This is a genomic window from Cellulosimicrobium sp. KWT-B, from assembly GCF_002127155.1.
Classification (GTDB): Bacteria; Actinomycetota; Actinomycetes; order Actinomycetales; family Cellulomonadaceae; genus Cellulosimicrobium; species Cellulosimicrobium funkei.
Genome location: NZ_NEDO01000002.1, coordinates 121,731 through 139,796, shown reverse-complemented (window position 1 = coordinate 139,796; position 18,066 = coordinate 121,731). Strand labels below are relative to the sequence as shown.

The window sequence follows — 18,066 nt, the reverse complement described above, 5'->3', positions numbered from 1 at the left end:
CCCCACGGCCGACCGCGCGACGGCCCGCACGAGCGACCGCCCGGCGGTCAGCGCGGGGCGTTCTCCTGGTACCGGGGCCGGCCGCCCCGGGCGGCGCGCTGCAGGTAGCGGACCTCGCGCAGCGCGACGGCCGCCGCGACCACCAGCGGGACCCACGCCCACACCCGGCCGCGCAGCACCAGCACGAGGCACACGACCGCGACGACGATCCCGCCGAGCACGGTCGCGACGCTCGCCCAGCGCACGCCGCTCCGGACGTCGTCGGCCCGCTGCCACCAGCGGCGCAGCCGCTCGCCGAGGCCGGGGCGGGGTGCCGGCCCCGGGCTGACGCTCATGCGCGGGCCTCGCGCGTGAGGGCGACGCCCTCGATGCTGCGGACGGCCATGCGGAGCGCGTCGGCGCGCGAGATCTCGCCGTCGTCGGCCATGGACCACGCGTTGAAGAGCATCCACCACAGGGTGCGGACGATCCACGCCACGCTGAGCTGGTCGTCGACGACGCCGGCCTCCTGCCCGCGGCGCAGCAGCTCCCGCACCGGCTCCTCGGCCTGCTCGGACTCGGCCCAGAACGCGGACTCGGCGTCGGCGAGCTCGGTGAACAGCACCATGTACCAGGGGCCGAGGTCGAAGTACTCGAAGGCGAGGCGGCGCAGCGCCGCGGCCGGGGGCCCGTCGTCGAGCCGCGCGGCGGCGATCGCCGCGCGCGTGCGCTCGACGGTCTCGGCACCGATCGCCTCGACGAGGTCGGCACGCTCGGGGAAGTAGCGGTGCAGGGTCGTGCGGCCCACCTGGGCAGCCTGCGCGACGTCGCCGAGCGACGCGGACTTGTCCGTGCTGAGCACCGAGACGGCCGCGTCGAGGATCGCGCGGCGGGTCCGGGTGCGGGTGCCGCTCGTGGGCGGCGCGTCGGGAGTCGCTCCGGAGGGCGTGGCCGCGGGGGTGCTCCGCGCGCTCGTTCGTGCCGTCACGCGGCCCACGATAGCCCGCGCCGTGAAGGAACGCCGCTTGTCACGGATGGAACACTAGTGTTCCACTAGGGGCGTCGAGCGCTCCGGCGCGCGACCGCCCGCGCCGCGTCAACGACGGTTGACACGAGAGAGGATGTCAACCATGGTTGACGACATGTCCCCGACCGCTACCACGCCCGAGGCCCCGCCCGCTCCTCGCGACGCCACCCCGCGGGGCCCGTTCCTCCCGCGCCTCGCGGTGCTGTGGCAGTTCGTCCGCCCGCACCGCCGGACCCTGCTGCTCGGCCTCGTGCTCGGTCTCGGGACGACGGCCGCCACCCTCGCGACGCCGATGGTCACCAAGTGGGTGCTCGACACGCTCGGCACGGGGGAGTCGCTGACCCCGGCCGTGCTCACGCTCGTCGGGCTGCTCGTCGTCGGGCTCGTGCTCGGGCTGTGGCAGTGGGTCCTGCTCGGCACGCTCGCCGAGCGCGTGGTGCTCGACGCGCGGTCGTCCATGGTGCGGCGCTTCTTCCGCGCGCGGATCGGCGCGCTCACCGGCCGCCCGACGGGCGAGCTCGTCACGCGCGTCACATCGGACACGGTGCTGCTGCGCGAGGCGGCGTCGTCGAGCCTGGTCAACCTCGTGAACCTGGCGGTGTCCCTCGTCGGGACGGTCGTCCTCATGGGCGTGCTCGACCTCGTCCTGCTCGGCACGACGCTCGGGGCGATCGTCGTCATCGGCGTCCTCGTGGGCGCCCTCATGCCCCGCATCGCGAAGGCGCAGGAGAAGGCGCAGGAGTCGCTCGGCAGCCTGGGCGGCACGCTCGAGGGCGGGCTGCGCGCGATCCGCACCATCAAGGCGAGCCGCGCGGAGGGCCGCCAGATCGACCGCGTGCTCGACGACGCGCAGGACTCCGCGCGCCACAGCGTGCGGGCCGTGCGGACCGAGGCGGTCGCCTGGAGCATCGCCGGGGGCGGCATCCAGCTCGCGATCATCGTCATCCTCGCGCTCGGCGCCTGGCGCGTGGACCAGGGGCTGCTGGCCGTGTCGAGCCTCGTCGCGTTCCTGCTCTACGCGTTCCAGATCGTCGAGCCCGTCACGGGCCTGACCATGAACGTCACCCAGCTCCAGGCCGGCATCGCGGCCGCGGGGCGGATCCGCGAGGTCCAGGCCATCGAGCCGGAGGAGGACGACGACCCTGCCGCGCGTCGTCCGGCCGGGGCGGGCGCGGCGTCGGGCACGGCGGCCCCGCACGACGCGCCGCGGCTGTCGCTGCGCGGCGTCACCGCGCGCTACCTGCCGGGCGGCGAGCCCGTGGTGCGCGACCTCGACCTCGACGTGCCCCCGCGCGGGCAGGTCGCGATCGTCGGCCCGTCCGGGGCGGGCAAGACCACGACCTTCTCGCTCCTGCTGCGCTTCCTCCAGCCCGAGTCGGGGCGGATCCTCCTCGATGGCGTGCCCTACGACGACCTCACGTTCGACGACGTGCGGCGCCGCTTCGCGTACGTCGAGCAGGAGACCCCCGTCGTGCCGGGCACCATCCGCGAGAACCTGCGCCTCTCGGACCCCGCCGCGACCGAGGAGGCGATGTGGGCGGCGCTCGCGCAGGTGCGGCTCGACGCCAAGGTGCGCTCGCTGCCCGACGGCCTCGACACGTCGCTCGTCGGGACGACCGTCTCGGGCGGCGAGCGCCAGCGCGTCGCCCTCGCGCGCGCCGTCCTGCACGCGCCCGACGTGCTGCTCCTCGACGAGGCCACCGCCCAGGTCGACGGGCTCACCGAGGCGGCCGTGCACGCCGTCATCGAGGACCTGGCCCGCGACCGCGCCGTCGTGACCATCGCGCACCGCCTGTCCACGGTCATCGACGCCGACGTCATCCTCGTCATGGAGGACGGCCGCGTCCGCGCGCGCGGCACGCACCCCCAGCTCCTCGCGACCGACGAGCTCTACCGCGAGCTCGTCGCCGCCCTCCGCATCGCCACCGAGGAGGCCCCCGCACCGCGCTGACCCGGTGCGGCGATGAGTTCCGCGCCCGCCCGCGGTCGGACGTGTCGTCAGGACGGACGACGGCGGTCGCGGCGCACGCGGACCGCGGAGGGTGAGGGCGGCATGGGGAACGTGACGTGCGACGTGGCGGTGTCGGTGGACGGGTACTCCTCGCGCCCCGACCAGACGCTGGAGCACCCGTTCGGCGCGGGCGTGGACCTGCACCGGTGGATGGTCGAGACCGCCGACGAGAACGCGGCCGAGATCGCGGCGATCGTCGACGCGGGGGCGTTCGTCATGGGCAGGAACATGTTCACGCCCGGGCGAGGGGAGTGGGACCCGGACTGGCAGGGCTGGTGGGGCCCGGAGCCGCCGTACCACGCGCCGGTGTTCGTGCTCACGCACCACCCGCGCGAGCCGCTCGTCCTCGAGGGCGGGACGACGTTCTTCTTCGTCACCGACGGCGTCGGGTCAGCCGTCGCGCAGGCGCGGGAGGCCGCGGGGGACCGGGACGTCGCGATCGCGGGCGGGGCCGCGACCATCAACCAGGTGATCGCGGCGGGGCTGCTCGACGAGCTCCGGCTGCACGTCGTGCCCCAGGTCCTCGGCCACGGCGACCGCGTGCTCGACGGCGTCCCGCCCCTCGCGCTCGAGACCGTCACCGTGCGGGCGGCGTCCCAGGTGACCCACGTGACCTACCGCGTGCGGGGGCCGCTCGGTTGACGCGTCTCCCGGCGGGCGGCTCTCCCGGCAGGGGACTCAGCCGAGCACGGCGAGGAGGAGCGGCGCCGCGACGACCAGCACGACCACCGATCCGAGCACGACGACCCGCCGCCACGGCCCGACGTCGTCGCGCGCCCGGCGCTCGCGCGTCCGGTCGGTCCACGCCGCGCCGTCGTACCAGCGCTCGCTCCCCGAGCCCGGTGCGTCCGCGTACCACCCCGCCGGTGCCTTGCGCACGTCGCCTCCTCGCGTCCCGGTCCGGTGAGCCCTCGCACGACATGTGTCGCGGGCCCTCTGTCTCTGACACGCAGCGACGCCCCGAGAGGTTCCACCCGAGCGGGAGGACGTGCCGGAGGTGCGGCACACTGTGCGCGTGGAGAACACCCCCGAGGCGCCGCCCAGCGGCCCAGAGCTCGACCCCGTCGGGGCGTGGGGCCTCGTGGTCAGCCTCGTGCTGGGCGGGGTCGCCGCCGTGCTGTCGCTCGTCGGCTACCTGGTCGACCTGCCGCCGTGGCTCGTGGGCGTCTGCCTGGGTGCCGCGGTCCTCGGGGGGATCGCCGCCGCCGTCTTCTCCGCACGCCTGGCGCGCCTCGAGCAGAGGTCGGCCGGGCGTGTGCTGTGGGAGACGATGACCGCCCCGGTCCGGTTCGTGCTCGACGTCCTGTTCTAGCCCGTCACCCCGAGGCGTGACGGCGCGCGCCCTACAGCCCGGCGACCTGCGCGGCGCCGTCGGTCGCGATCTGCTCGAACACGCGCTCGTCGGCCGCGAACTGGCTTCCCGGGATGGGCCGGTGGACGACGATCTCCGTGATGCCGGCCTCCGCGTACCCGTGCGCCGTCTCGACGAACGCGTCGACCGACTCCAGCGCGGGGTCGGGAGTGAAGCCCGTGAGCAGGATGCGCTCCACCGACCCCGGGTCGCGACCGGCGTCGCGGCACGCCGCGTCGAGCCGCTCCACCTGGTCGCGGACGGCGGCCCGCGACTGCGCCGGGGTCGCGTCGTCCCCGAGGCGGCCGTCGCCCGTCGTCACCCACGCCTGCCCGTAGCGCGCGGCCAGCCGCAGCCCGCGCGGGCCGGTCGCGGCGATGGCGAACGGCACCCGGGGCGACTGGACCGGCCCGGGGATGGTCCGCGCCTCGTGGGCCCGGTAGTGACCCTCGTCGTGCGTGACGGTGGGCTCGGTGAGCAGGCGGTCGAGCAGGATCGTGAAGTCGCGCAGCCGGTCGGCGCGCTCCCGGGCCGACCACGGCTCGCCGCCGAGGACCGTCGCGTCGAAGCCCGTCGTCCCCGCGCCCAGGCCGACGGTCACGCGCCCGCCCGACAGGTCGTCGAGCGTCATGACGTCCTTCGCGAACGTCACCGGCTCGCGGAAGTTCGGCGACGACACGAGCGTGCCCAGCCGCACCCGCTCGGTGACGCCCGCCGCGGCGGCGAGCGTCGGGACCGCGCCGAACCAGGGGCCGTCGCGGAACGACCGCCACGACAGGTGGTCGTACGTGTAGGCGGCGTGGAACCCGAGGTCGTCGGCGGACCGCCACACGTCCCGGCCCTCGCCCCACGGGTAGATCGGCAGGATCACGGTGCTCACGCGCATGGTCGCCAGCCTAGGGTGGGGGAGTGATCCAGCACACCGTCGCCTTCCGCCTCGTCCACCCCACCGGCAGCGCGGAGGAGGCCGAGTTCCTCGGCACCGCCCGCGCGACGCTCACCGGGGTCCCGGGCGTCCGGGACTTCACCGTCTCGCGCCAGGTGAGCCCGAAGAGCCCGCTGACGTTCCAGTTCTCCATGGTGTTCGACGACGACGCCGCGTACGCCGCGTACGACGCCCACCCGGACCACCGCCGCTTCGTCGCCGAGCGGTGGGTCCCCGAGGTCGCGGAGTTCCAGGAGCTCGACCTCGTCCCTCTGGCGGACTGAGCGCACCGCCTCCGTCGTGGTCGGCGAGATAGGACGGCCGGGCGCGAGGTAGAGCTCCGCGCGTCCTCTTTCGCGACCGCACGTCCTACCTCGCGGAGCGGGTGTCTTGCGGGCGGGGGCGGGCGCGCGGTGTGGCAGGGTGACGGCATGACCCAGATCGACCTGCGCATCTTCACCGAGCCCCAGCAGGGCGCGTCGTACGACGACCTCCTCGCTGTCGCGAAGGCCACCGAGGACCTCGGTTTCGACGCCTTCTTCCGCTCCGACCACTATCTCGTCATGGGCGACGGCGACGGGCTGCCCGGCCCGACCGACGCCTGGACGACGCTCGCCGGCCTCGCCCGCGAGACGAGCCGCATCCGGCTCGGCACGCTCGTGTCGTCGGCGACGTTCCGCCACCCCGGCGTGCTCGCGATCCAGGTCGCGCAGGTCGACCAGATGTCGGGCGGCCGCGTGGAGCTCGGCCTCGGCGCGGGCTGGTACGCCCGCGAGCACGAGGCGTACGGCATCCCGTTCCCGGAGAAGCGGTTCGGGATCCTCGAGGAGCAGCTCGCGGTGGTCACCGGGCTGTGGGAGACGCCGGTCGGCGAGACGTTCTCGTTCAGCGGCGAGCACTACACGCTCACGGACTCCCCGGCCCTGCCGAAGCCCGCGCAGGAGCGCGTCCCCGTGATCGTCGGCGGCCACGGGCCCCGGCGCACCCCGGCGCTCGCGGCCCGGTACGCCAGCGAGTTCAACGCGGCGTTCCCCGATCCGGGCGTCCTGCCCGACCGGTTCGAGAACGTGCGCGCCGCCTGCCTCGACGCCGACCGCGACCCCGACTCGCTCGTGTACTCGGCGGCGTTCGTCGTCGCGGTGGGCAAGGACGAGGCGGAGTTCCGCCGTCGGGCCGACGCGATCGGGCGCGAGCCCGACGAGGTCCGCCGCAACGGTCTGGCCGGCACGGTCGGCGAGGTCGCGGACAAGATCGCGGCCGCCGCGGAGCAGGGCGCGACGCGCTTCTACCTCCAGGTGCTCGACCTGCACGACCTCGACCACCTGGAGCTCGTCGCGAGCGAGGTCGTGCCGCAGCTGCCGTGACGCCCGCGCCCACGGGTCGCCCCGGAAACACCGCCGTGACGTCGGACCACTACCCTGCACCGGGGGTTTTTTCACACGGGCTTCACGGACGGGAGAGACATGAGCGCCATCGGGTGGCGGTTGCACGGTGACGGGAAGACGGTCCGACCGGGGGACGTCGTCGACCCGGACGAGCGTCTGACCTGGCCGCGGACCATCGGGATCGGGATGCAGCACGTCGTCGCCATGTTCGGCGCGACGTTCCTCGTGCCGCTCCTCACGGGCTTCTCGCCCGCGACGACGCTGTTCTTCTCGGCGATCGGCACGGTCGGGTTCCTGCTCATCACGCGGAACCGCCTCCCGAGCTACCTCGGGTCGAGCTTCGCGTTCATCGCGCCGATCGGTGCGGCGACCGCGTCCCAGGGCCAGTCGGTCGCGGTCGGCGGGATCCTCGTCACGGGCCTCGTGCTCGCGGCCGTCGGCCTCCTGGTCCACGTCGCGGGCGCGCGGTGGATCGACGTCGTCATGCCGCCGATCGTCACGGGCACGATCGTCGCGCTCATCGGGCTCAACCTCGCCCCGGCGGCGTGGGGCAACTTCCAGCAGGCGCCGGTCACGGCCGTCGTCACGCTCGCCGCGATCATCCTCGTGAGCGTCCTGTTCAAGGGGATCCTCGGTCGGCTGTCGATCCTCGTCGGCGTGGTCGTCGGCTACGTCGTGGCCGTGATCCAGGGCGAGGTGTCGTTCGACGAGGTGCGGAAGGCTGCCTGGGTCGGGCTCCCGGAGTTCGTCACGCCGACGTTCGACGTCGCCGTGCTCGGCCTGTTCGTCCCGGTCGTGCTCGTGCTCATCGCGGAGAACGTCGGGCACGTGAAGTCGGTCGCCGCGATGACGGGCAAGAACCTCGACGACCTCACCGGTCGCGCGCTCTTCGCCGACGGCCTCGCGACGACGTTCGCGGGGGTCGGCGGCGGTTCGGGCACGACGACGTACGCCGAGAACATCGGGGTCATGGCCGCCACGCGCGTGTACTCGACCGCGGCGTACTGGGTCGCGGCGGCGACCGCGCTGGTGCTCTCCCTGTCGCCGAAGTTCGGCGCGCTCATCGCGACGATCCCGGTCGGCGTCCTGGGCGGTGCCGCGACGATGCTCTACGGCATGATCGGCATCCTCGGTGCGCGCATCTGGGTGCAGAACAAGGTCGACTTCTCCGACCCGGTCAACCTCACGACCGCGGCCGTGCCGCTCGTCGTCGGCATCGCCAACTTCACGTGGGCCGTGGGCGACCTGACGTTCGAGGGGATCGCGCTGGGCACCGCCGCGGCGCTCGTGATCTACCACGTGATGCGGAACCTCTCGCGGTGGCGCGGCACGACGCAGGAGCCTGCGAGCCCGGCGTCGGCCCCCGGGGGCGACGAGCCCGCCGTCCACGAGACGGTCGAGGACGCCCGCTGACGCGACGCGCGGGAGCGGCCTCCTCGGAGGCTTCACGGAGACGACGGCCCGGCAGGCGCGAGCCCGCCGGGCCGTCGGCTAGAGGCGCAGGCCCAGGACGAGACCCTCGGCGACGTCGAGCCGGGTGAAGCCGAGGTGCTCGTAGAAGCCGATCGCGGACGCGTTGTCCTCCGCCACGCCGAGGTGCACCCCGGGCGACCCGGCGGCGCGCAGCGCGTCGAAGAGCACCTCCATGAGGCGGCGGCCGTTGCCGCCGCCCTGGGCCGACGGCAGCAGGTCGACGTGCAGGTGCGACGGGTAGTCGCCGAGCACGGACGGGTCCGTGCGGTGCGGGCGGTGGATCTGCTCGACGAGCGCCTCGTCGCGCGAGCCCGCGGGGAAGCTCCCGAGGGGGTAGCGCTCCCGGAGCGGCGGCCACCACTCGCGCTCGCACCGGTCCTCGAACGCGGCGGTGTCGCGGGCGCCGAGCACGTAGCCGGCGGCGACGCCGTCGGCCTCGACGACGGACGCCAGGCCCGGCTCGAGCGCGAGGTACGCGCCGAGGTAGACCTCGCCGAGCAGGCGCTGGTCGGCGTAGAGCCCGCTCGCGTCGGCGCCGGACGCACCGGTCCGCAGGCAGATCTCGTACAGGCGGTCGACCTCGGCGGGGTCGGTGGTCCGGGCGGGCCGGAGGGGCAGGGTGCTCATGGGTACCGTTCGGCGGTCAGGGTGCCCGGCGGGAGCCGGGCCGGGACGTGCTAGCCCTCGGCGGGCGGCACGGGCAGCGGGCGGGGCGTGATCTCCTCGATCGGGACGCACCCCGCACGGCTCTCGAGCGGGACGTCGCCGGACAGGCCGACGAGCTCCGGGTCCACGATGTTCTCGAAGTCGGCGCCCACGTAGAGGTCGACCGTCGCGTCCTCGCGCGCGTCGAGCACGAGGCCCGGGTTCTCGTAGTGCGCGGCGAGGGTGTACGCCTGCGCGACGCCCGCGGCACCGAAGTGGATCTGCGTGCGCGACACGACGTCGGACTTCCCGTCGCCGTCGAGGTCGGGGGCGTTGCCCGTCGAGAGCACCGCGAACCCGCGCGACGTGAGGATGTCCTGGTTGAGCCGGCCCAGCGGGTCGTCCTTGCCGGACGCGTTGTAGACGTTGACCTGGATGTCGCCGGTGGCGACGGGCAGGGTGCCGTCCGCGAGGCAGGGGACCTTGACGTCCGCGAGGTCGTCGACGGCCTCGGGGGAGGACAGCTCCCGGTCGAACGGCGCCTCGATCGCGCCGGTGTACACGGCGAGGGCGCCGATCCCGACGACGGCGAGCGCCGCGATAAGCAGCCCGAACACGACGGCCTGGCGCTCGTGCATGCGCCGGCGGCGGACGGCGCGCGCGGTGTCGGGGCGGAGTGTCACGCCAGCAACCTACCGGACCGGCCGCTCATCGCAGCGTCAGCACGCGCGCGTGCAGGATCGCCCGCTGCTGCAGCGCGGCGCGGACGGCGCGGTGCAGGCCGTCCTCCAGGTAGAGGACGCCGTCGAACTCGACCACGTGCGCGAAGAGGTCGCCGAAGAACGTGGAGTCCTCGGCGAGGAGCGCGTCGAGGTCGAGCGTGCGCTTGGTGGTGACGAGCTCGTCGAGGCGCACCTGACGCGGGGGCACCTCCGCCCAGTCGCGGGCGGTGACCCGGCCGTGGTCCGGGTAGGGGCGCCCGTCGCCGACGGCCTTGAAGATCATGCGGGACATCCTAGGTGCCCGACGGCGCGCACCGCCCCCGATGGCGGGGCGTCGGTCACGCACTCGTCACGAACTCCCCACGGGAACCGACGGGCTCGTCCGCGACCGGCCGGACCGACGGCCGGGCGTCAGGAGATCGTTAGCGTCGCGCCCCCGCCCGTATGGGTCCCGTGAGGACGGGCTCCGCCGCGCCGGAGCGGGTGTTCGATCGTCGTCGGCGCCCCGTCCGGTGGGTGCCCGGCCCCCCGACCGGGGGCCGTCGGTCTCGACCTGGAGACGTCTCGTGCTCGACATCGTCTACGTGCTCGGCGTGATCGCCGTGTTCGTGCTGGTCGCCGGAATCGGGAAGGCGGTGGAGAAGCTGTGATCGTGCTCGAGCTCCTCGCCGTGGCTCTCGGTGCGGCGGCGATCGTGTATCTCGTGGTGGCGCTCGTGAGACCGGAGCGCTTCTGATGACCTGGATCTTCGCGCTCCTCGCGCTCGGGACCGTCGCCCTGGTCCTCGCGGCGCTCTACCGCCCGCTGGGCGACCACATGGCGCGGGTCTACTCCTCGCCGAAGGACTGGCGGGTCGAGCGGGGCCTGTACCGCGTCCTGGGCGTCGACCCCCGCTCCGAGCAGACGTGGCCCGCCTACCTGCGCAGCATCCTCGCGTTCTCGGCCGTGGGCCTCGTGCTGCTCTACGTGCTGCAGCGCACGCAGCAGTGGCTCCCGTACTCGCTCGGGCTGCCCGCGCCGTCGGAGCACCTCGCCTTCAACACGGCCGCGTCGTTCGTGGGCAACACGAACTGGCAGTCGTACTCGCCCGAGCAGACGCTCGGCTACACCGTGCAGCTCGCCGGGCTCGCGGTGCAGAACTTCGTGTCCGCGGCGGTCGGCATGGCGGTCGCCGTCGCGCTCGTGCGGGGCTTCGCGTACCGCCGGGTCGGCACGATCGGCAACTTCTGGGTGGACCTCGTGCGCGGGTGCCTGCGCATCCTGCTCCCGATCTCCCTCGTCGGCGCGGTCGTGCTGCTGGTCGGCGGCGTCGTGCAGAACTTCGACGGCTTCACGCAGGTCACGACGCTCGCGGGCGGCACCCAGAGCGTGCCGGGCGGGCCGGTGGCCTCGCAGGAGGTCATCAAGCTGCTCGGCACCAACGGCGGCGGGTTCTTCAACGTGAACTCGGCGCACCCGTTCGAGAACCCGTCGGCGTGGACGAACGTCGTCGAGGTCCTGCTCATGCTCGCCATCCCGTTCTCCCTGCCGCGCACGTTCGGCCGGATGGTCGGTGACGACCGCCAGGGCTACGCGATCCTCGCGACGATGGGCGTGCTCTTCGTGGCGTCGTTCGTCGCGCTCACCGCGCTGGAGTCCGCCGGGAACGGCACCGCGCCGCAGCTCGCCGGGGGTGCGATGGAGGGCAAGGAGGCGCGATTCGGGATCATCGGCTCGACCCTCTTCGCCACGACGAGCACCACGACGTCGACCGGCGCGGTCAACTCGATGCACGACTCCTACACGGCGCTGGGCGGGATGCTCCCGCTGCTCAACATGATGCTCGGTGAGGTCGCCCCGGGCGGCGTCGGCTCCGGGCTCTACGGGATGCTCGTGCTCGCCGTCATCGCGGTCTTCATCGCGGGCCTGCTGGTCGGACGCACGCCGGAGTACCTGGGCAAGAAGATCGGGCCGCGCGAGATCAAGCTCGCGAGCCTCTACATCCTCGTGACGCCGACGCTCGTGCTCGCCGGCACGGCCCTGAGCTTCGCGATCCCGCCCGTGCGCGAGAGCGTCGAGACGGTGTCGATCTGGAACCCCGGCGTGCACGGCACGACCGAGGTGCTGTACGCGTTCACGTCCGCGGCCAACAACAACGGGTCGGCGTTCGCCGGGCTCACCGCGAACACCCCGTGGCTCAACACCGCGCTCGGCGTCGCGATCCTGCTCGGCCGGTTCGTGCCGATCGTCCTCGTCCTCGCGCTCGCGGGCTCGCTCGCGCAGCAGGACAAGGTGCCCGCGACCGTCGGCACGCTGCCGACCCACCGCCCCCAGTTCGTGGGGCTCCTGATCGGCGTGGTCCTCCTCCTCACCGCGCTCACGTACTTCCCCGTTCTCGCGCTGGGTCCCCTGGCTGAAGGGCTGCTGTAACCCATGTCCACGCTCACCCACCCCTCCCCGCGCGCCGTGCACCAGCCGGCCGCGACCACCGGCGGCCTCTTCACCTGGTCGCAGGTGAGCCAGGCGCTGCCCGGCGCGTTCCGCAAGCTCGACCCGCGCCAGATGTGGCGCAACCCCGTGATGTTCCTCGTCTGGGTCGGGGCCGCGCTCACCACCGTCATCGCGGTCGTCGAGCCGTTCCTCGGCGGCCCGGAGGAGTCGGGCGGCACGCCCGTCCCCGGGTCCTTCACCGCGGTCATCGCCGTGTTCCTGTGGCTCACGGTCCTCTTCGCCAACCTCGCGGAGTCGGTCGCGGAGGGCCGCGGCAAGGCCCAGGCCGACTCGCTGCGCCGGACCCGCACCGCGACCGTCGCGCACCGCGTCGCCGCGTACGACGAGACGGGCGACCCCGGCGCCCTGCGCGCCCGCGCGGTCGAGGTGTCCTCGGCCGACCTGCGGCTGGGGGACGTCGTCGTCGCCGAGGCGGGGGAGCTGGTCCCCGGCGACGGCGAGATCGTCTGGGGCATCGCGTCGGTCGACGAGTCCGCGATCACGGGGGAGTCCGCGCCGGTGATCCGCGAGTCGGGCGGCGACCGGTCCGCCGTCACCGGCGGCACGCGCGTCCTGTCGGACCGCATCGTCGTGCGCGTCACCTCGATGCCGGGCGAGACGTTCGTCGACCGGATGATCGCGCTCGTCGAGGGCGCGAGCCGGCAGCGCACGCCGAACGAGATCGCGCTGAGCATCCTCCTCGCGTCGCTGTCGATCGTGTTCGTCGTGGTCGCCCTCACGCTCAACCCCGTCGCGTCGTACGCGGCGAGCCCCGTGAGCGTCGCCGTCCTCGTCGCGCTCCTGGTCTGCCTCATCCCGACGACGATCGGCGCGCTGCTCTCGGCGATCGGCATCGCGGGGATGGACCGCCTCGTGCAGCGCAACGTGCTCGCGATGTCCGGCCGCGCCGTCGAGGCGGCGGGCGACGTCACGACCCTCCTGCTCGACAAGACGGGCACCATCACCTACGGCAACCGGCAGGCCGCGCGGTTCGTCGCGCTGCGCGACGTCGACGAGCGTGAGCTCGTCCGCGCCGCCGCGCTGTCGTCCCTCGCGGACCCGACGCCGGAGGGCACGTCGATCGTCGAGCTCGCGCGCCGCGGGGGCCTCGACGTCGGGCCGACCGCGCCGGGCGAGATCGTGCCGTTCACGGCGCAGACCCGGATGTCGGGGCTCGACGAGCCGGACGGCACCCAGATCCGCAAGGGCGCCGGCTCCGCCGTGACGGCGTGGGTCGAGCAGGGCGGCGAGCGGGCGGCGTCGAGCGTGCTCGCGGAGCTCGACGACGTCGTGGAGGAGGTCGCGCAGTCGGGCGGCACGCCGCTCGTCGTCGCGGTGCGGACGCCGGACGGCGCGAGCCGCGTGCTTGGCGTCGTCCACCTCAAGGACGTCGTCAAGGAGGGCATCGCGGACCGCTTCGCCGAGCTGCGGTCGATGGGTATCCGCACGGTGATGATCACGGGCGACAACCCGCTCACCGCCGCCGCGATCGCGCAGGAGGCGGGCGTCGACGACTTCCTCGCCGAGGCCACGCCCGAGGACAAGCTCGTGCTCATCCGCGCCGAGCAGGAGGGCGGCAACCTCGTCGCGATGACGGGCGACGGCACGAACGACGCGCCCGCCCTGGCGCAGGCCGACGTGGGCGTCGCGATGAACTCCGGCACGTCGGCCGCGAAGGAGGCCGGCAACATGGTCGACCTCGACTCCGACCCGACGAAGCTCATCGACGTCGTGCGCATCGGCAAGCAGCTCCTCATCACGCGCGGGGCGCTCACCACGTTCTCGATCGCCAACGACGTCGCGAAGTACTTCGCGATCATCCCCGCGATGTTCATGGGGGTGTTCCCCGGCCTCGAGGTGCTCAACGTCATGGGCCTCAGCTCGCCGTCGTCGGCGGTGCTGTCGGCGATCGTCTTCAACGCGATCGTCATCGTGCTGCTCATCCCGCTCGCGCTGCGCGGCGTGCGGTACCGGCCCGCCGACGCCTCGACGATCCTCGGGCGGAACCTGCTCGTCTACGGCGTCGGCGGCCTCGTGGCCCCGTTCGTCGGCATCTGGCTCATCGACCTCGTCGTGCGCCTCCTCCCCGGCTACTGACCGCACGACGACCAGGAGAACCCAATGAACACCACGGCACGCAGCACCGGGCGGGTCGTCTGGGTCGCGACCCGGGCGATGCTCGTCCTCACCCTCCTCCTCGGCGTCGGGTACACGCTCGTCGTCACCGGCGTCGGGCAGCTCGTCCTGCCCGCCCGCGCCGACGGCTCGCTCGTGCACGACGGCGCGGGCCGGGTCGTCGGGTCGGCCCTGCTCGGGCAGGCGTTCACCGACGCCGACGGCGACCCGCTGCCCGAGTACTTCCAGCCCCGGCCGTCGGCCGCGGGCGACGGGTACGACGCCGCGGCGTCGTCGGGCTCGAACCTCGGCCCCGAGAACGCGGACCTCGTCGCCGCGATCACGGAGCGGCGCGCCCAGGTCGCCGAGCTCGAGGGCATCGACCCGGCTGACGTCCCCGTGGACGCGCTCACGGCCTCGGGCTCCGGCCTCGACCCCCACATCAGCCCGGCCTACGCCGCCGTCCAGGTCGACCGCGTCGCAGCGGCGCGCGGTCTGACCGCCGCGCAGGTCGAAGAGCTCGTCGCGCGGCACACTGGGGGGCGTGCGCTGGGGTACCTCGGCGAGCCGACGGTGAACGTGCTCGAGCTCAACGTCGCCCTGGACCGGATCGGAGGCTGAGCATGGCGCGCGGACGGCTGCGGGTCCTCCTCGGCGCGGCGCCCGGCGTCGGGAAGACCTACGCCATGCTCGAGGAGGGCCGCCGTCTGCGCGACGAGGGCCGGGACGTCGTGGTCGCGGTCGTGGAGACCCACGGCCGCGCCGCGACGGCGGCCATGGCGGAGGGCCTCGAGGTGGTGCCGCGCGTCCGCGTCACCCACCGGGGCGTCGAGCTCACGGACCTCGACCTGGACGCCGTCCTCGCGCGGCGGCCGGACGTCGCGCTCGTCGACGAGCTCGCGCACACGAACGCGCCGGGCCTCGCCCACGAGAAGCGCTGGCAGGACGTCGACCGGCTGCTCGACGCCGGGATCGACGTCATCTCGACCGTCAACATCCAGCACATCGAGTCGCTCAACGACGTGGTCGAGAAGATCACGGGCGCCGTGCAGCGCGAGACGATCCCCGACGCCGTCCTGCGCGGCGCCGACCAGATCGAGGTCGTCGACCTCGCGCCCCAGGCGCTGCGCGACCGCCTCGCGGGCGGGTACGTGTACCCGGCCGAGCGCGTCGACGCGGCGCTGTCGAACTACTTCCGCCTCGGCAACCTCACCGCGCTGCGCGAGCTCGCGCTGCTCTGGCTCGCCGACGAGGTGGACGCGGCGCTCCAGCTGTACCGGACCGAGCACGGGATCGACAGCACCTGGGAGGCGCGCGAGCGCGTCGTCGTGACGCTCACGGGCGGCCCGGAGGGGGAGACGCTCGTGCGGCGCGGCGCCCGCATCGCCGCGCGGTCTGCGGGCGGCCAGCTCCTCGCGGTGCACGTCACGACGCAGGACGGCCTGCGCGACGCGGCCCCCGGCGCGCTCGCGCATCAGCGCGCGCTCGTCGAGCAGCTCGGCGGGACGTACCACCAGGTCGTGGGCGACGACGTCCCCACCGCGCTCGTCGAGTTCGCCAAGGGCGTCAACGCCACGCAGCTCGTGATCGGGGTCTCGCGCCGGGGCCGGCTCGCGTCGGCCCTCAGCGGCCCCGGCATCGGGGCGACGGTCACGCGCGAGGCGGGCAACATCGACGTCCACATCGTCAACCACGCCGCCGCCGGGGGAGGGGCGCGCCTGCCCCGCTCGGGCGGCGCGCTCACCCTGCGCCGCCGTGTCGCCGGGTTCGTCCTCGCGCTCGTCGGCGGACCGCTGCTCACCTGGCTCCTCGTCACGGCGCGCGACGAGGACACGCTCGTGACGGACGTCCTGGCGTACCAGCTTCTCGTCGTCGTCGTCGCGCTCGTCGGGGGCGTCTGGCCCGCGGTCTACGCCGCGGTCCTGTCGGGCGTCACGCTCGACTACTTCTTCGTCGAGCCCCTGCACACGATCACCGTGGGCGAGCGGTTCCACCTCGTGGCCCTCGTCCTGTACGTCGTCATCGCCGTGCTCGTGAGCGTCGTCGTCGACCGCGCGGCGCGCACGACCCGGGCGGCCCGGCGCGCGGCCGCGGAGTCCGAGGTGCTCGCCACGGTCGCGGGCAGCGTCCTGCGCGGGCAGGACGCCGTGCAGGCCCTCGTGAGCCGGGCGCGCGAGGCGTTCGGCATGGCGGGGGCGCGGCTCGTCGTCTCCGGGACGGAGCTCGCGGCCGACGGCGACCCGGGGCCGGGAGCGCCCAGCACGACGGTGCGCGTGGACGACCGCGCCGACCTCGAGCTGTTCGGGCCGGACCTCGCCGCGTCCGAGCGGCGCCTGCTCAACGTCATCGCCGTCCAGCTCGAGGCGGCGCTCGAGCACAGCGACCTCGCCGAGGTCGCGAGCGAGATGGACCAGCTCGCCGAGTCCGACCGCGTGCGCAGCGCGCTGCTGTCGGCGCTGAGCCACGACCTGCGCCGTCCGCTGAGCGCCGCGACCGCCGCCGTGAGCGGCCTGCGCTCGACGCGCGGCGCGCTCAGCCCCGCCGACCGGGACGAGCTGCTCGCGACCGCCGACGAGAGCCTTGGCGCGCTCGGCACGCTCATCACCGACCTGCTCGACGTGAGCCGGCTGGAGGCGGGCGTCCTCGGGGTGTCGCGCACCGAGGTCGAGCCGGCCGACGTCGTGCTGCCCGCGCTCGACGAGCTCGGTCTGGGACCCGCCCAGGTGGAGCTCGACCTGGAGCTCGACGTCCCCGCGGTCGTCGCCGACCCGGTGCTGCTCCAGCGCGTGCTGGTCAACCTGCTCGCCAACGCGACGCGGCACTCGCCGCCGGACGAGCGCGTGCGGATCTCGACGAGCGCCTTCGGGGGGTCGGTCGAGATCCGCGTCGTCGACCACGGCCCGGGCATCCCGCCCGAGCGGCGCGAGGACGTGTTCGTGCCGTTCCAACGCCTCGGCGACACCGACAACACCACAGGTCTCGGGCTCGGCCTCGCGCTGTCGAAGGGGTTCGTCGAGGGCATGGGCGGGACGCTCACCCCCGAGGACACCCCCGGCGGAGGGCTCACCATGGTCGTGGCCCTGCCCGCCGCGGGCCCGACGCCCGACCCCGACGCACCGGAGACCAGCGCGCCATGAAGATCCTCATCGCCGACGACGACCCGCAGATCTTGCGCGCCCTGCGCATCACCCTCACCGCGCAGGGCTACGAGATCATCACGGCGACCTCGGGCTCGCAGGCGATCGCGCGCGCGATCGACCACCGGCCCGACGTCCTCATGCTCGACCTCGGCATGCCCGAGCTCGACGGCCTCGACGTGATCCACGCCGTCCGGGGCTGGTCGGACGCCCCGATCCTCGTGGTGTCCGGGCGCACGGGCGCCGCCGACAAGGTCGAGGCCCTCGACGCGGGCGCCGACGACTACGTCACGAAGCCGTTCTCCATCGAGGAGCTGCTCGCGCGCATCCGCGCGCTCACGCGTCGCGTCGCGCACGAGGACTCCGCCCCGGTCGTCGTGCTGGGCGACGTGACGGTCGACCTGTCGGCCCACAGCGTCGTGCGCGTGCGCGACCGCCAGACCGAGCAGGTGCGGCTCACCCCGACGGAGTGGCAGGTGCTGGAGCGGCTCGTCCGCAACCCGGGCAAGCTCGTCACGCGGCAGACGCTGCTCACCGAGATCTGGGGCTCCCAGCACGTGAGCGACACCGGGTACCTGCGCCTGTACGTCGCGCAGCTCCGCAAGAAGCTCGAGCCGGAGCCGGCGGCCCCGCGCTACCTGCTCACCGAGGCGGGCATGGGCTACCGCTTCGAGCCGGACCCGGGCTCCCCGACCGCGGCGTCCTGACGACGGCCGGCGAGCAGCCTCCCCGCGGGCGGACGGCCCCGCGCGTCGGGAGGTCGTGAGGATCCGGGCGCGGGCCGTGTGCGTTCCGTCAGGCCCGGTCCCCGCCCCCGCTGCGCGCGG

At 74.0% G+C, this 18,066-nt stretch carries 20 protein-coding genes; 13 read left to right on the top strand and 7 right to left on the bottom strand.

Annotated elements, in window-relative coordinates:
* Positions 1 to 47 precede the first annotated feature (47 nt).
* Both B9L22_RS06855 and B9L22_RS06850 read right to left on the bottom strand, forming a co-directional pair.
* Entirely contained in the window at positions 48 to 335 is a 288-nt protein-coding gene (locus B9L22_RS06855; protein ID WP_232322700.1) for a hypothetical protein, read from the bottom strand.
* Entirely contained in the window at positions 332 to 967 is a 636-nt protein-coding gene (locus tag B9L22_RS06850) for a TetR/AcrR family transcriptional regulator (RefSeq protein WP_086149792.1), read from the bottom strand. The genes B9L22_RS06855 and B9L22_RS06850 overlap by 4 nt, the downstream gene beginning before the upstream one ends.
* A gap of 142 nt (positions 968 to 1,109) precedes the next feature.
* Here B9L22_RS06850 and B9L22_RS06845 point away from each other — a divergent pair, with 142 nt between their 5' ends.
* Entirely contained in the window at positions 1,110 to 2,957 is a 1,848-nt protein-coding gene (locus B9L22_RS06845; protein WP_233139834.1) for an ABC transporter ATP-binding protein, read from the top strand.
* A 102-nt stretch (positions 2,958 to 3,059) separates the two neighbouring features.
* Complete coding sequence (locus B9L22_RS06840; RefSeq protein ID WP_086149790.1) at positions 3,060 to 3,659, top strand: dihydrofolate reductase family protein; 600 nt, start codon at positions 3,060 to 3,062, stop codon at positions 3,657 to 3,659.
* A 36-nt stretch (positions 3,660 to 3,695) separates the two neighbouring features.
* On the opposite strand, the gene B9L22_RS19950 is transcribed toward B9L22_RS06840, so the two are convergent.
* Positions 3,696 to 3,896 carry a DUF2510 domain-containing protein gene (locus B9L22_RS19950; RefSeq protein ID WP_021482786.1) on the bottom strand — a complete coding sequence of 67 codons (201 nt, stop codon included), beginning with the start codon at positions 3,894 to 3,896 and terminating at the stop codon, positions 3,696 to 3,698.
* 136 nt (positions 3,897 to 4,032) lie between these two features.
* Here B9L22_RS19950 and B9L22_RS06830 point away from each other — a divergent pair, with 136 nt between their 5' ends.
* Positions 4,033 to 4,329, top strand: a complete 297-nt coding sequence (locus B9L22_RS06830) for a hypothetical protein (RefSeq protein WP_086149788.1) — start codon at positions 4,033 to 4,035, stop codon at positions 4,327 to 4,329.
* Positions 4,330 to 4,360: 31 nt separating this feature from the next.
* Here B9L22_RS06830 and B9L22_RS06825 read toward each other — a convergent pair whose 3' ends face one another.
* Positions 4,361 to 5,254, bottom strand: coding sequence for an LLM class flavin-dependent oxidoreductase (locus tag B9L22_RS06825; RefSeq protein WP_086149787.1), 894 nt, complete (start codon positions 5,252 to 5,254; stop codon positions 4,361 to 4,363).
* A 23-nt stretch (positions 5,255 to 5,277) separates the two neighbouring features.
* On the opposite strand from B9L22_RS06825, the gene B9L22_RS06820 reads away from it, so the two are divergent.
* The 3 genes from B9L22_RS06820 to B9L22_RS06810 all read left to right on the top strand — a co-directional run bounded on the left by B9L22_RS06820 (position 5,278) and on the right by B9L22_RS06810 (position 8,091).
* A complete protein-coding gene (locus B9L22_RS06820) occupies positions 5,278 to 5,577 on the top strand; it encodes a Dabb family protein (protein ID WP_086149786.1) in 300 nt (99 codons plus the stop codon).
* Between the two features lie 156 nt (positions 5,578 to 5,733).
* Positions 5,734 to 6,657: an LLM class F420-dependent oxidoreductase gene (locus B9L22_RS06815; protein WP_086150188.1), complete on the top strand. Its 924-nt coding sequence runs from the start codon at positions 5,734 to 5,736 to the stop codon at positions 6,655 to 6,657.
* Positions 6,658 to 6,756: 99 nt separating this feature from the next.
* Complete coding sequence (locus B9L22_RS06810; protein WP_043652277.1) at positions 6,757 to 8,091, top strand: uracil-xanthine permease family protein; 1,335 nt, start codon at positions 6,757 to 6,759, stop codon at positions 8,089 to 8,091.
* Positions 8,092 to 8,169: 78 nt separating this feature from the next.
* Here the strand turns inward: B9L22_RS06810 and B9L22_RS06805 are convergent, their stop codons facing one another.
* From B9L22_RS06805 to B9L22_RS06795, 3 genes are read right to left on the bottom strand one after another with little or no spacing between them, the layout of a single operon-like run.
* The gene (locus B9L22_RS06805) at positions 8,170 to 8,778 is read right to left on the bottom strand and encodes an N-acetyltransferase (protein WP_061268979.1); all 609 of its coding nucleotides are present in this window, start codon (positions 8,776 to 8,778) and stop codon (positions 8,170 to 8,172) included.
* Between the two features lie 50 nt (positions 8,779 to 8,828).
* Positions 8,829 to 9,479 (bottom strand): LytR C-terminal domain-containing protein, encoded by a 651-nt coding sequence (locus tag B9L22_RS06800; RefSeq protein ID WP_043652283.1) that lies wholly within the window; start codon positions 9,477 to 9,479, stop codon positions 8,829 to 8,831.
* A 25-nt stretch (positions 9,480 to 9,504) separates the two neighbouring features.
* Entirely contained in the window at positions 9,505 to 9,801 is a 297-nt protein-coding gene (locus B9L22_RS06795; RefSeq protein ID WP_021480409.1) for a type II toxin-antitoxin system VapB family antitoxin, read from the bottom strand.
* 229 nt (positions 9,802 to 10,030) lie between these two features.
* Between B9L22_RS06795 and B9L22_RS20195 the strand changes: the two genes are divergently transcribed.
* From B9L22_RS20195 to B9L22_RS06765, 7 genes are read left to right on the top strand one after another with little or no spacing between them, the layout of a single operon-like run.
* Positions 10,031 to 10,168 carry a hypothetical protein gene (locus tag B9L22_RS20195; RefSeq protein WP_194216094.1) on the top strand — a complete coding sequence of 46 codons (138 nt, stop codon included), beginning with the start codon at positions 10,031 to 10,033 and terminating at the stop codon, positions 10,166 to 10,168.
* Positions 10,165 to 10,254 carry a potassium-transporting ATPase subunit F gene (locus B9L22_RS19620; protein ID WP_021480408.1) on the top strand — a complete coding sequence of 30 codons (90 nt, stop codon included), beginning with the start codon at positions 10,165 to 10,167 and terminating at the stop codon, positions 10,252 to 10,254. The genes B9L22_RS20195 and B9L22_RS19620 overlap by 4 nt, the downstream gene beginning before the upstream one ends.
* A complete protein-coding gene (kdpA, locus tag B9L22_RS06785) occupies positions 10,254 to 11,927 on the top strand; it encodes a potassium-transporting ATPase subunit KdpA (RefSeq protein WP_086149784.1) in 1,674 nt (557 codons plus the stop codon). Before B9L22_RS19620 ends, kdpA begins: the two co-directional genes overlap by 1 nt.
* A 3-nt stretch (positions 11,928 to 11,930) precedes the next feature.
* A complete protein-coding gene (gene kdpB / locus B9L22_RS06780) occupies positions 11,931 to 14,084 on the top strand; it encodes a potassium-transporting ATPase subunit KdpB (RefSeq protein WP_086149783.1) in 2,154 nt (717 codons plus the stop codon).
* 24 nt (positions 14,085 to 14,108) lie between these two features.
* The gene (gene kdpC / locus B9L22_RS06775; RefSeq protein WP_086149782.1) at positions 14,109 to 14,723 is read left to right on the top strand and encodes a potassium-transporting ATPase subunit KdpC; all 615 of its coding nucleotides are present in this window, start codon (positions 14,109 to 14,111) and stop codon (positions 14,721 to 14,723) included.
* 2 nt (positions 14,724 to 14,725) lie between these two features.
* Entirely contained in the window at positions 14,726 to 17,239 is a 2,514-nt protein-coding gene (locus tag B9L22_RS06770; protein ID WP_086149781.1) for an ATP-binding protein, read from the top strand.
* Positions 17,236 to 17,946 carry a response regulator gene (locus tag B9L22_RS06765; RefSeq protein ID WP_086149780.1) on the top strand — a complete coding sequence of 237 codons (711 nt, stop codon included), beginning with the start codon at positions 17,236 to 17,238 and terminating at the stop codon, positions 17,944 to 17,946. Before B9L22_RS06770 ends, B9L22_RS06765 begins: the two co-directional genes overlap by 4 nt.
* Positions 17,947 to 18,066: the final 120 nt, after the last annotated feature.